General features: G+C 69.6%; 11 protein-coding genes. 8 read left to right on the forward strand and 3 right to left on the reverse strand.

Annotated features, from left to right (window positions below; translation table 11 throughout):
• Positions 1-71 precede the first annotated feature (71 nt).
• The 3 genes from VHAB30_RS25525 (at position 72) to VHAB30_RS25535 (ending at position 3,292) form a co-directional block, all read left to right on the forward strand.
• The gene (locus VHAB30_RS25525) at positions 72-1,358 is read left to right on the forward strand and encodes a hydroxymethylglutaryl-CoA reductase, degradative (protein WP_159279042.1); all 1,287 of its coding nucleotides are present in this window, start codon (positions 72-74) and stop codon (positions 1,356-1,358) included.
• Positions 1,359-1,451: 93 nt separating this feature from the next.
• Positions 1,452-1,907: a hypothetical protein gene (locus VHAB30_RS25530; RefSeq protein WP_095743059.1), complete on the forward strand. Its 456-nt coding sequence runs from the start codon at positions 1,452-1,454 to the stop codon at positions 1,905-1,907.
• Positions 1,908-1,948: 41 nt separating this feature from the next.
• Complete coding sequence (locus VHAB30_RS25535) at positions 1,949-3,292, forward strand: tripartite tricarboxylate transporter permease (RefSeq protein WP_159279252.1); 1,344 nt, start codon at positions 1,949-1,951, stop codon at positions 3,290-3,292.
• Between the two features lie 154 nt (positions 3,293-3,446).
• Here the strand turns inward: VHAB30_RS25535 and VHAB30_RS25540 are convergent, their stop codons facing one another.
• Positions 3,447-4,769 carry an AsmA-like C-terminal region-containing protein gene (locus tag VHAB30_RS25540; RefSeq protein WP_159279043.1) on the reverse strand — a complete coding sequence of 441 codons (1,323 nt, stop codon included), beginning with the start codon at positions 4,767-4,769 and terminating at the stop codon, positions 3,447-3,449.
• 87 nt (positions 4,770-4,856) lie between these two features.
• On the opposite strand from VHAB30_RS25540, the gene VHAB30_RS25545 reads away from it, so the two are divergent.
• From VHAB30_RS25545 to minE, 5 genes are all read left to right on the forward strand, one after another.
• On the forward strand, positions 4,857-5,279 hold the full coding sequence (locus VHAB30_RS25545; RefSeq protein ID WP_159279044.1) for a hotdog fold thioesterase: 423 nt from the start codon (positions 4,857-4,859) through the stop codon (positions 5,277-5,279).
• 159 nt (positions 5,280-5,438) lie between these two features.
• Positions 5,439-6,725, forward strand: coding sequence for a solute carrier family 23 protein (locus VHAB30_RS25550; RefSeq protein WP_070061419.1), 1,287 nt, complete (start codon positions 5,439-5,441; stop codon positions 6,723-6,725).
• 131 nt (positions 6,726-6,856) lie between these two features.
• Positions 6,857-7,633, forward strand: a complete 777-nt coding sequence (minC, locus tag VHAB30_RS25555) for a septum site-determining protein MinC (RefSeq protein ID WP_070061420.1) — start codon at positions 6,857-6,859, stop codon at positions 7,631-7,633.
• Between the two features lie 68 nt (positions 7,634-7,701).
• Positions 7,702-8,517, forward strand: coding sequence for a septum site-determining protein MinD (minD, locus tag VHAB30_RS25560; RefSeq protein ID WP_062481817.1), 816 nt, complete (start codon positions 7,702-7,704; stop codon positions 8,515-8,517).
• 2 nt (positions 8,518-8,519) lie between these two features.
• The gene (minE, locus tag VHAB30_RS25565; RefSeq protein ID WP_056574726.1) at positions 8,520-8,792 is read left to right on the forward strand and encodes a cell division topological specificity factor MinE; all 273 of its coding nucleotides are present in this window, start codon (positions 8,520-8,522) and stop codon (positions 8,790-8,792) included.
• Positions 8,793-8,816: 24 nt separating this feature from the next.
• Here the strand turns inward: minE and VHAB30_RS25570 are convergent, their stop codons facing one another.
• Positions 8,817-11,726 (reverse strand): SEL1-like repeat protein, encoded by a 2,910-nt coding sequence (locus tag VHAB30_RS25570; protein ID WP_159279045.1) that lies wholly within the window; start codon positions 11,724-11,726, stop codon positions 8,817-8,819.
• Positions 11,727-11,816: 90 nt separating this feature from the next.
• Positions 11,817-12,716, reverse strand: a complete 900-nt coding sequence (locus VHAB30_RS25575; protein ID WP_159279046.1) for an alpha/beta fold hydrolase — start codon at positions 12,714-12,716, stop codon at positions 11,817-11,819.
• Positions 12,717-12,913: the final 197 nt, after the last annotated feature.

Here is a 12,913-nt window from a genome sequence, read left to right on the forward strand (position 1 = left end):
GCCTTCCGCGGGCGGTACAGCCGGCCTAAATTGCCTGCTCCCGAATTCACCTTCCGAAGAGACACGCACCGATGGCCGCCGATTCCCGCATTCCCAATTTCCGCGCACTCACGCCCGCCCAACGCCTGGCCCACATCGCACAGGCCGCCGCGCTCACCGACGACGAGGTGGCGCTGCTCGCCCAACCCGGCGCGCTGGGCGTGGAGCGCGCCAACGGCATGGTCGAGAACGTGATCGGCACCTTCGAGCTGCCGCTGGGCGTGGCCGGCAACTTCACCGTGAACGGGCGCGACTACCTCGTGCCGATGGCGGTCGAAGAGCCCTCGGTGGTCGCAGCCGCCTCCTTCATGGCCAAGCTGGCGCGCGAAGGCGGCGGCTTCGAGACCTCGAGCACCGGGCCGCTGATGCGCGCGCAGGTGCAGGTGATCGGCATCACCGACCCCTACGGTGCGCGGCTGGCGCTGCTGCGTGCGCGCGACGAAATCCTGGCCGTGGCGAACAGCCGCGACAAGGTGCTGATCGGCCTGGGCGGCGGCTGCCGCGACATCGAGGTGCACGTGTTCGGCGACACGCCGCGCGGCGCGATGGTGGTGATGCACCTGATCGTCGACGTGCGCGACGCGATGGGCGCGAACACGGTCAACACGATGGCCGAGGCGGTGTCGCCGCTGGTCGAGAAGCTCACGGGCGGCACGGTGCGCCTGCGCATCCTGTCGAACCTGGCGGACCTGCGGCTGGCGCGTGCGCGCGTGCGGCTCGCGCCCGCCGTGCTGGCCACGCGCGAGCGCAGCGGCGAAGAGGTGGTCGAGGGCGTGATCGATGCCTACACCTTCGCGGCCATCGACCCCTACCGCGCGGCGACGCACAACAAGGGGATCATGAACGGCATCGACCCGGTGATCGTCGCGACCGGCAACGACTGGCGCGCAGTGGAAGCCGGCGCGCACGCGTACGCCTGCCGCAGCGGGCGCTACACCTCGCTCACCACGTGGGAGAAGGACGCAGGCGGCGCGCTGGTCGGCACCATCGAGATGCCGATGCCGGTGGGCCTCGTCGGCGGCGCGACGAAGACGCACCCGCTCGCGCGGCTCGCGCTGAAGATCCTCGACGTGAAGTCAGCGCAGGAGCTCGGCGAAGTCGCGGTGGCCGTGGGCCTCGCGCAGAACCTCGGCGCGTTGCGCGCGCTCGCCACCGAAGGCATCCAGCGCGGCCACATGGCGCTGCACGCCCGCAACATCGCGCTCGTCGCGGGCGCCACCGGCGACGAGATCGACGCCATCGCCAGACAGATGGCCGCCGAGCACGACGTGCGCACCGACCGCGCCGTGGCCCTGCTCGACGCACTGCGCAAGAAGTAAGCAACGCGGGGGAGCCCCGCACCAAGGTCCGCGGCCCCCACCGCGGCGGTCGCGCACGCGGCCGTCACACAACCACAGACGGAGACAACTCGAATGAACGCAGACAGTGCAACGCCCGCCCGCTGGCGGCTGGTGGAGATATGGGGCGACACGGCCGACCTGGGCCACCTCGCGTGGTCGATCGCGATCGGCGTCGCCGTGAGCCTCACGGGGTATCTCGTGGCGAGCCGCGTGCTCGCGAGCGTGGTGAGCACGCCCGAATTGGCGCGCGCCTACGCGATGCTCGCGGGCCTCGGCGGCTGCGTGGTCTCGGGCGTGATCTGCGCGAAGCTCTTCACGCCCAAGCGCGAAGTGGTCGAAGGCACCGCCGCCGATCCGCGCTGGCGCGAGGAGGTGCTGGCCGAGCTGGCCGCCGAGCACGGCGACCTGGGCTCGGTGGACGACCTGCCGCCGGTGGTGGTGCGCGAGATGAAGGAGCTCGAGATCTACGAGCTGTTCGCGTCGTACAAGCCCCAGGCCGCCAAGGCCGCCGAAGGAGCCGCCTCGTGATCGACGCCGCCCTCTTCAACCAGATCCTCGTCGCCACCGGCATGGGCCTCGTGGGCGCCATCGTGTTCGCGGCCATCGGCCTCGTCTCGGGCACCGACGAAACCACCACGCTCGCACCGCTCACGCTGCTGGTGGTGCTGCTGGGCGTGCCGCCCGAAGGCGTGTTCACCTTCTTCCTGGCGGCCGCCGTGGCCAAGCACATGACGCACGCGGTGCCCACCGCGCTGCTGGGCATTCCGGGCGACACCATGGCCACGCCGCTGCTGCAGGACGCGAACGTGCTGCGCAACCTGGGCGTGCCGCACATCGCGCTGCGCAAGATGGTGTCGGGCGCGATCATCGCGGCCTTTCTCGCGGTGCCGCTGGCCGTGCTGTTCGCGGTGCTGCTCGCGCCGTACGGCGCGGCCATCACCAAGGCGGCGCCGTGGATCTTCGTGGTGGCAGCCGTGGTCATTGCCTACTTCTCGAGCGGGCGCTGGGCCTCGGTGGCCACGCTGGTGCCGTTCGTGATGGTGATCGTGGCGCTGCAGGCGCTCACGGGCAAGTACGGCGTGAAGCTCAGCATCAGCTACTTCCTGGGCATCGCCATCGGGCCGCTGGTGGCCGACCTGTTCTCGGTGATCTCGCCGGCGGCGCGTGCGCGCATGAAGCGCGACAAGGTCCGCACCTTCTCGCTCGCGCCCGACGTGAAGGGCTGGTCGGGCTACTTCCCCAACCCGTTCAAGGTGCTCGACCGCGGCCAGGTGAAGTGGACCTTCGCGACCGCCGCGATCTCCAGCGCCACCTTCGTGTTCAGCCCGGTCGCGATGACGGTGGTGCTGGGCGAGCTGGTCGGCTCGCGCATCAAGCATGCGTACCACCGCCTCACCACCACGCTGGCCGCGCGCAACGGCGTGACCGAGGCCACCTACATCGCCGAAGCGCTGATCCCGTTGATCGCCATCGGCCTGCCGCTGAGCCCGGTGGCGGCCGGCCCTGCGGCGCCGCTGTTCAATGCGCCGCCGGTGTTCACCATCGATTCGGCCACGGGCCAGACGCACAACCTGCACAACCTGCTGAACCACTGGGAGTTCCTGGGCTACGGCATGCTGGCCGTGGTGCTCGCGGCGCTGGTGGCCTACCCCTTCACGATGAACTTCGCGCGCCGCGCGGCGCTGTTCGTGTCGCGCAAGGTGAGCCACGAGGCGATCATCGCGACCTTCGTCGGCTTGATCGTGGTGATCAGCGTGTGGGAAGGCCAGCTGCTCGGCCTCCTGGTGATCCTGACGATGGGCCTGCTCGGCGGCCTGCTGTCACGCGCCATCGGCTTCAACACGGGCGTGCAGTTCATGGGCTACTACACGGCGGTGCTGACGGTGCCGGCGGTGATCAAGGCGTTCTCCTGATCGGCCGGCCGCACACCAGCAGCGCGTCCATGTGCCCAGGACACTGGGTGCTTCCCGCAGCGAAATCAAGGAGGAGGGGCGAAGCCCCGGGGGACATTCGCGGAGGGAAGTACCCGGTGGCCTGGGCACACGCCCTGAACACGCCGGCAGCCAGTCAGCGCTTCGATGCAGGCTTCTTCTTCGCCGGCTCGTCCCCACCGAACAGCTTCTCCACCTGCTGCCCCACCCGCGCCCCGATCGCCGTGCCCACCCCCGGCAGCACCGCGCTGCCAACGGCCGCCCCCGCCAGCGCGCCGCCGGTCATCGACACCTCGGGCTCGGCCACGCTGCCGCCGATCTTCAGCGGCACGCCGACCACGCCATCGACCAGGTCCACCGCCATCTCGCCCGACATCTGGCGGTTGAACAGCCGCAGGTTGCCGCTCGCGGTGAGCACGCCCGAGCGCGCCTTGAGGTTCGTGTAGCGCATCACGATGCCGTCTTCGGTGCCCTGGGTGTCGAGCGTGCCGGTGAGCTCGTCCAGCGCCGTGGTGCCGCCACGGCTGATGCCGGCGGTGGTCACGGCCTTGGCCAGGTCGAGCCGGGTCAGCGTGGCGGGCTGCACCGAGAAGGTCGTGCGCGTGTGCAGGCCGCGGATCAGCGCGCCCACCTCGCGGGCCTCGGCCACCAGCGAGGTGTGGCCCGAGACCTTGCCCGCCACCGCCGAGCGGCGCCCGAAGGCCTGCATCAGCGGCTCGATGTCGACCTGCCGCGGGTCGAGTTCGGCCGACACGCGCAAGCCCCGCCCCTCGGGCAGCACCTCGAGCCGCGCCTGCCCGTTCCACGTGCCGCCCCCGGCGTCGATGCGGGTGCGCCAGCGGTCTTCCGTGCCCTCGCGGTCCAGCCGCAGGCGCACGGGCGATGCGGCGCCGGCGCGCTCCAGACGCAGCTCGCGAGGGCGCCAGTTGTCGTCGAACGTCACCTCGCCGTCGTAGGCCAGCGCGATGTCGCGGCGGTCGATCCAGACCACGTCGCGCCAGCGCACGCGCTCCACCGGCACGGGCGCCAGGGTCCAGGGCGCGGGCAGCGGCACGATGCGCTCGCTTTCCTGCGGCTCGGGGCCCTTGTCCCGGAAGGCGCGCACCGAGGCGCGCGGCAGCACCAGGCTCTCGAGCGCGATCTCGTCGATGGCCACCTCGCGGCGCAGCAGCAGCGGCCACAGGTGCAGCCGCACGCTCACGCGGCGCAGGGTGATGGGCTGGGGCTGGTCGGTCGCCAGCTCGGACAGCGCCAGCACGGGCACCGGCCACAGCGACCAGTGGGCGCCGCCCACCGTCAACTCGACGCCGTAGCGCTGCGAGAAGCCGGCGGCGATGCGGGCCGCCACCTCCTCGTCGTCGGGCAGGCGTGCGGCCACCACGAGCGCCAGCGCGCCGATGCCCAGCAGCAGCACCGCCGCCGAGCCCAGAAGCCACCGCCGCACCGAAGGGAAGGTCATCGACCCAAGGTAGCACGCAAAGGCGACTGCGGTTGTCAGCCGTCGTCGCTATAGTGCCCTCGCACCCCCTGTATCGGAGACCCCTGCATGCGTATCTGGAAGAAAGAGATCTCGGTCGAATCGCTGACCGCCAACCATGTGGGCACGGCCGTGGCCGCCCTGGGCATCGAATTCCTGGAGGTGGGCAACGACTTCATCCGCGCCCGCGTGCCGGTGGACGAACGCACCCGCCAGCCCTACGGCATCCTGCACGGCGGCGTGTCGGTGGTGCTGGCCGAGACGCTGGGCTCCTGCGGCGCGCACTACTCGGCCCCCGAGGGCGACCGCGCCGTGGGCCTGGACATCAACGCCAACCACATCCGCTCGGCCACCAGCGGCTGGGTCATTGGCACGGCGCGGCCGGTGCACCGCGGGCGCACCACGCAGGTCTGGCAGATCGACCTGACGAACGAGGCGGGCGAGCTGACCTGCGTCTCGCGCATCACCATGGCGGTGCTGCAGCCGCGCTGAGCGCGGGCGCGCCTTCCGGGCGCTTCTTCTTTTTCTTCTCCCGCTGGTACGCCTCTTGCGGGTGGCACCCGTGTTCAGCACGGGGTGGATCGACCACAATCTCGCCCCAGGGAGCGCGTCGACCCCCCAAACACACACCAACCGAGGAGAAGAAAACACATGTTCAACTGGACTGAAAAGCCGGTGTCCACACTGGCCAATGGCGCCGTCATCGCGCCCGACGAGCGGCTGCCCTGGCTGCAGACCGGCGCGATGGGCATCCAGCACGTGATCGCCATGTTCGGCGCCACGGTGCTGGCGCCGATCCTGATGGGCTTCAACCCCAACATCGCGATCCTGATGAGCGGCATCGGCACACTCATCTTCTATCTCGTGACGGGCGGCAAGGTGCCCAGCTACCTGGGCTCGAGCTTCGCCTTCATCGGCGTGGTGATCGCGGCCAGCGGCTACGCGGGCAAGGGGGCCAACGCCAACATCGCGGTGGCGCTGGGCGGCATCGTGGCCTGCGGGGTGGTCTACATCCTGATCGGGGCCATCGTGCAGGCCGTGGGCACGGGCTGGATCGAGCGCTTCATGCCGCCCGTGGTCACGGGCGCCGTGGTGGCGGTGATCGGGCTGAACCTGGCGGGCATTCCCATCAAGAACATGGCGGCCAGCAACTTCGACTCGTGGATGCAGGCCGTGACCTTCCTGTGCGTGGGCCTGGTGGCGGTGTTCACGCGCGGCATGGTGCAGCGCCTGTTGATCCTCATCGGCCTGATCCTGGCCACGCTGGTGTACGCCGCGCTCACCAACGGCATGGGCCTGGGCAAGCCGGTCGACCTCAGCGGCATCGCCAACGCGGCCTGGTTCGGCCTGCCGACCTTCACGGCGCCGGTGTTCACGGCCAACGCGATGCTGCTGATCGCGCCCGTGGCGATCATCCTGGTGGCGGAAAACCTCGGCCACCTGAAGGCCGTGACGGCCATGACCGGGCGCAACCTCGACCCGTACATGGGCCGCGCCTTCATCGGCGACGGCATCGCCACGGTGGTGAGCGGCGCCGCCGGCGGCACGGGCGTGACCACCTACGCCGAGAACATCGGCGTGATGGCAGCCACGCGCATCTACTCGACGGCGGTGTTCGTGGTGGCGGCTTTCATTGCGCTCATCCTGGGCTTCAGCCCCAAGTTCGGCGCGCTGATCCAGGCCATTCCGCTGCCGGTGATGGGCGGCGTGAGCATCGTGGTGTTCGGCCTGATCGCCATTGCCGGCGCCAAGATCTGGGTCGACAACAAGGTCGATTTCTCGCAGAACAAGAACCTGATCGTGGCCGCCATCACGCTGATCATCGGCACCGGCGACTTCACGCTGAAGTTCGGCGACTTCGCCCTCGGCGGCATCGGAACCGCCACTTTCGGGGCCATCATCCTCTACGCCCTGCTGGGCCGTTCGCGCAACGCCTGAGCGCAGACAAAGTGAAACCTCGTGCAATAACTGTTGTGCGGGGTCAGTGAACGCGGCGCCGGTCACCGGGCTTTGGCCGGCGCCCGTTAGACTCCAACGCTTTTCGCACCGACGTTCACACACGTTTTCCAATGGCCGATGTTTCCGCCGCTCGTACCAAGGCGGTTTTCGAATTCAAGAGCGCCACACTGCCGCTGATCGCAGTGATCCTCAAGACAGCCGACCTCGACGTGCTGGCCGAGGCGCTCGACGCCCAGTTGGCGGATTCGCCCGACTTCTTCGAGCAGGAGCCGGTGGTGATCGACCTCTCGCTGCTGCAGGAACAGGCGGCCGAGGGCGGCACCGACGCCCCCGAAATCGACTTTGCCGCCCTGCGCAGCCTGCTGGCGCGCCACCAGACCCAGCCGATCGCCGTGCGCGGCGGCAGCCCCGAGCAGCATGCCGCGGCACGTGAAGCCGGCCTGTCGGTGGCCGCCATGCCCTCGGCCCCCGCGCCCCGCCCGCCGGCCCCGCCCGCCGAGGCGCCCGCACCGTCGGAAGCCCCGCAGATCGTGCGCGAGCTGCCGGTGCCGGCCAACGGCACGCTGCTGATCGACAAGCCGCTGCGCTCGGGCCAGCAGATCTACGCACGTGGCGGCGACGTGGTGGTGACGGCCATCGTGAGCTTCGGCGCCGAAGTCATCGCCGACGGCAACGTGCATGTGTACGCGCCGCTGCGCGGCAAGGCCATTGCCGGCGCGCGCGGGAACACCGAGGCGCGGATTTTCTCGACCTGCATGGAAGCGCAGCTGGTGGCCATTGCGGGCATCTACCGCACGAACGAAGTGCCGCTGCCCGAGCCCGTGCTGGGCAAGCCCGCCCAGGTGCGCCTGGACGGCAAAAAAATAGCGATCGACGCGATTCCCTGATGAAAAACCAGGAACGCGGCAGCGCTGAGCATCAATCGACAACTGAATCGAAACAAGAAGGAATGGCGATGGCCAAAATTGTGGTGGTGACCTCGGGCAAGGGCGGCGTCGGCAAGACGACCACGAGCGCCAGCTTCGCGTCGGGCCTTGCGCTCGCCGGCAAGAAGACGGCCGTGATCGACTTCGACGTGGGCCTGCGCAATCTCGACCTGATCATGGGCTGCGAACGCCGTGTGGTGTACGACCTGATCAACGTGATCCAGGGCGAGGCCAACCTGAGCCAGGCGCTCATCAAGGACAAGCAGTGCGACAACCTGTTCGTGCTGGCCGCCTCGCAGACGCGCGACAAGGAAGCCCTGTCGCAGGACGGCGTGGAGAAGGTGCTGACCGACCTGGCCGCCATGGACTTCGACTACATCGTCTGCGACTCCCCCGCGGGCATCGAGACCGGCGCCATGATGGCGATGCACTTCGCCGACGAGGCACTGATCGTAACCAACCCCGAGGTCTCTTCGGTGCGCGACTCGGACCGCATCCTGGGCATGCTCAGCAGCAAGACCAAGCGCGCCAAGGACGGCGGCGAGCCGATCAAGGAGCACCTGCTGATCACCCGCTACAACCCGAACCGGGTGGCCGGCGGCCAGATGCTCTCGCTGGAAGACATCCAGGACATCCTGCGCATCAAGCTGATCGGCGTGATCCCCGAGTCGGAAAGCGTGCTGCACGCCTCCAACCAGGGCGTGCCTGCCATCCACGACAAGGACACCGACGTGGCCCAGGCGTACAGCGACGTGGTCGCGCGCTTCCTTGGCGAAGACAAGCCGATGCGCTTCGTCGAAGCCGAGAAGCCGGGCTTCTTCAAACGGATTTTCGGGAGCAAGTAGGCATGTCGTTTCTTTCGTTCCTGCTTGGTGAGAAGAAGAAGACTGCGAGCGTCGCCAAGGAGCGCCTGCAGATCATCCTCGCTCACGAGCGCTCCAGCCTCAGCGGCAAGAAGCGCCCCGATTACCTGCCCGAGCTCCAGCGCGAGCTGGTGGCGGTGATTTCCAAGTACGTGTCGATCAACGCCGACGACATCAAGGTGCACCTGGAAACCCAGGACAACCTCGAAGTGCTGGACATCAAGATCGAACTGCCCGATCCGGTTCCGGCGCGCTGAGCGCCAGAACCTCGATCAACCGGCTCACGCCGGTTGATCCGGGGGCGCAGCGGGCAGCGCCTCCAGCCGCTGCGTCCACGCGCGGGCCTTGTCCTCGTCGCAGAGCGGACTTTCGCGGTCGCCGTAGAACTGCGCCGCCAGAGATTCCACGCAGGCGCGCTGGCTCTCCAGGTTCTCTTCGCAGTCATCGAGCGCGGCACCGGTGAGCAGCCAGCGCTCGGCGGCTGCGGCGTCTTCCGGCGCGCCCTGGCCCTGCATGCGCATCCAGCCCAGCTCGTAGCAGGCCCAGCCCTGCTGGCGCTGGGTGCCGTCTTCCGCCACCTTCTGCAGCGCGTAGAGGGCTTCGGCATACAAGGCCTTCACTTGCGCTTCCCCCTGGCCCTGTTCGGCCAGCGCCCCTGCGTGCAGGCACAGCGTGCGACCGAGCTGCATCGTGGCGCTGACGTCGCCGGCTTCGTGGCCACGGCGGAAGTAGCCGATCGCGCGGGCCAGGTCGGGCTCTCCCGGTTCGCCGAGCTTGTACGCCAGGCCGAGGTTGTAGAGCGCCATCGTGTTGTTCTGCTCGGCGGCCCGTTCGTAGTGCCGCATGCCGCCTTCCAGGTCGCGCTCGCCCCCCTCGCCTTCCGTCAGCATGTAGCCGAGATGGGCGTGCGTGGCGGCGTCGTCCTCGACGCCGTGGGCGATGGCGTGCAGCAGCCACGCGCGCGCCAGGGCGGGTTCGGCGCCGAGGCCCGCCGTGTCCCAGCGCAGCATCTTCGAGAGCTCGCACATCGCCACGGGCAGACCGTCGGGTGACGCGGTGGCGGGGGCATCGCCCGGCTCGCGCACGCCGGCGGCGCGCGCCATCCAGCGCAGGGCTTCGCGCGGGTCGGCCTCGATGCCCTCGCCGTCGCGCAGATGGCAGGCCAGCTCGTAGGCGGCCCGCAGGTCGCCGGCGGCATGGCGCGCGGCCATGTGCTCGGCGTGCGCCTGCTCGCGGCCATCGGCATGCAGCCAGACGTACAGGCCGGAGTCGTTGCGCACGGCCTTCACCGGCTCGCCCGCGCCCCAGCGCTTGCGCAGCTCGGAGCGGACTGCCCCGGCCAACCAACCATCGCTGACCGACAACGCGGCGGTGATCCACGGATAGGCCTGCGGGTGCAGCACGGCGCCATCGGCGCGCAGCACGCCCACGGCGAGTTGCCCCTTCTCGACCTTCGCGCTGCGCGGCACCGGATCGGCGACCAGCCAGCCGATGTCCTGCGTGCCCCAGGCCAGCGGCTGGAGCGTGCGGTGCCGGCACGGCACCAGCTCGCGGCCTGCGGCCACGTCGTAGATGCCGCGCAGCCACGGCGCATTCTTCGCCGTGCGCCCGCCCTTGGACGCCACGCGCACCAGGTCGCGCCGGACCATGGCGTGCCCGCGCTCCTCGCCGGTCAGCGGCTCCAGGGTCTCGAAGCGGCCGTAGTCGAAGGGCACGAGCACGCGGCCCTGCCCGTCGAGCAAGCCGCACAGGCCGTCGGCGCGTTCCACGGCGAAGCGCTTCGGCCGGGCTGGAGTGCCGCGCTCGTTCGCCGGATCGGTGTCCTCGGTCGTCAGGATCTCGATGGGGTATTCCTCGAGCAGGTCGACCTGTTCGTAGACTGGCTCGATCGCGACGCGGCCTTGCGCATCCAGCAGCCCGCTCTTGCCGTCGCGCTTGGCGTCGAAACCCTCCCAGTCGTGGCGCCACTGAAGGCTTTCGAAATGCGGCGGCACCGCCCATTCGCCGTCCGCGCCCACCAGCCCCCAGCCGCCCTCGTCGCCGCGCGCGGGCGCGAGACCAAAGGGCGTGAAGTCTTCGGCTTCTTCGAACCGGGGCGAAATCGTCCATTGGCCCTGCAGGTCGATGTACCCGATGCGCTCGCCCACGCGGGCGCGCACCCGGCCTTCGACAAAGCTCCAGACCTCGTCGACCGAGGGCTGGAGCAACCAGCTGCCGTCGGTACGCAGCAGGCCGACGTGGTCGCCGACCAGCGCTGTCGCAACGTCGCCCTCGAAGGCCCAGACCTCGTCGAGCTGCGGTTCGAGCAGCACGCGCGGCGCCTCGGCGTCGGCGAGCAGCAGGCCGGAGCGCTCGCCCTGCGAGATCCAGAGCAGGCGCGGATCGTCGGCGCCGGCGTAGCGGATGTCGTCCCACGCAGGCTCGACCACGGTCGTGCGCTGGCTGCGCCCGTCGTCGTACACCACGCGCATCACGCCCCAGCGGCCGTCGACCTCGAAGCGCCAGAGGTCCTCGCCCAGGTGGTTGTCGTAGTCGGGGCGTTCGCCGTCGTCTTCATCTTCTTCGGGTTCGAAATCGGCAAATCGCTCGTCGCGCGGCGCCTCGTAGCCGTCGAAATACGGATGCGACAGGCTGCCGAAGCCGAACTGCCAGGCCCAGGCCTCCCAGTCTGCGAAGCGCTTGATGCCCAGCGCCGCGTCGACACCCGGGTGGTTGCCGCTGTCGATGCAGCGGCGCACCTCGGCCCACAGTTCATTGCACTCGCGGCGGTTGCGTTCGATGAAGCCCTCGCCTTCCGTGTCTCCGCCCAGCCAGGACAGTTCGTCGAGGTTGGCGGAAAAGCGCGGCGCGCTGTCGTCCGGCGTCTCGTCGATCAGTTCGGCCAGGTGCAGCGCCACGGCCTCGAACTGCAGCGCTATCTGCGGCAGCGTGTGCAGCATCGGGTGCCGCTCGACAAAGGCGTGCAGCTGCCGGATGCGCGCGAGCGCGGCATGCGCGTCGCTGGCGAGGTTGTCAGTGCCGGCATCGCCGAAGACGCGCTGGTGGTCGATGGCGTCGCCGGCCGCGCCATCGGCCAGCAGGAGCTGCCAGAGCACGGGGAAGTTGTTGTTGGCTTCGGCGATTTCATCAGCCGATGCTTCTTCGGTGTCGGGAAGACTGTGTTCGAGATAGAGCCAGGAACGATTGCCCATGTGTGGTCGGTGCGTGTGTCGTCCATGGCGAAGGCCATGGGTGGCGCCCAGTTTAGGGGCGCCGTTTCACGCGCACGTGACCACCGGCCGCTACGCCAGGAACTGCGTGACCTGCGCGAGCACGGCCTGTTCCTTGAGGATGCGGCGATGGCCCCAGCCCTGCGTGGGAAAGAGCCGCGCGCCGGCGATCGCATCGCGAAACGCCTCGGCGTCGGCGAAGCGGTTCACGCGGTCGTCGCGGTCATGCACGATGAGCGTCGGCTGCGCGATGCGCGGGCCCACGGCGGCGGGCTCCAGCTGCTGCATCAGGATGCCTTCGCGCGCCTCGATCAGGCGCTGCATGCCGGCGCGCGTGCGCTCGCTGAGGCCGAACACCTGCGCGAAGTAGCGCGTGTACTCGCGCGGCGACGCGGGCGGTGCCAGCAGCACCAGCCGCTGCGCCGGCAGCCCGCGCCCCGCGGCATAGGCCAGCGCATTGGCCCCCAGCGAATGCGCGACCGCCGCGCGCAGCACGTGCCCGTCGGCGCCGAGCCGCGCCGCCACGTAGTCGATGGCGCGAGCGAACTGCGGCAGGTTGCTGGCCGTGCCCGCGCTGCGGCCGTGGGCCGGCATCTCCAGCAGCACGGGCCGCAGGCCTTGCTCTGCCACGGCCTGTGCCAGCGGCAGCATCTGGCCCGCGTGGCCGCCCCAGCCGTGCACCAGCAGCACGACCGGCGCCGACTCGGCGCCCGAGTCCTGCGCGGCGAGGTGGTAGATGCCCAGGTTGGCGTCTTCGAAAGACCAGGCCTCGCGGCGCCAGTCGGCACCGGGCTGCTGGCCGCGATACAGCCATTTGGGCGGCAGCGGCGTGCCGAACACGCGGTACGCCGCGCGCACGCCGAGCGCGGGCCACAGGCGCTGCGAGGCGCCGAGGCCGAAGCGCATCGCGCGCATCAGCGGGCTGGCGCTGTAGTAGCCCACGGGGGCGGTGGTGTGGGTAGTGGTGGTCATGGGGAAGGCTTTCTTTCAGAGGCTCAGTACCAGACCCAGTCCTGGTTGCTGCGCGGCAGGCTGCGCAGCGTGTCCTGCACGCCGCGCACACCGAGGAGCACCGCGTAGGCGGCGAGAAAGAGGGCAATGATCAGCATGGTGCTTCTCCTTTTTTATCGCACGGTGGTGCGAAATTAAGGCAAACGAAGAGGCGGTGG

This window comes from Variovorax boronicumulans (assembly GCF_009811375.1).
Classification (GTDB): Bacteria; Pseudomonadota; Gammaproteobacteria; order Burkholderiales; family Burkholderiaceae_C; genus Variovorax; species Variovorax boronicumulans.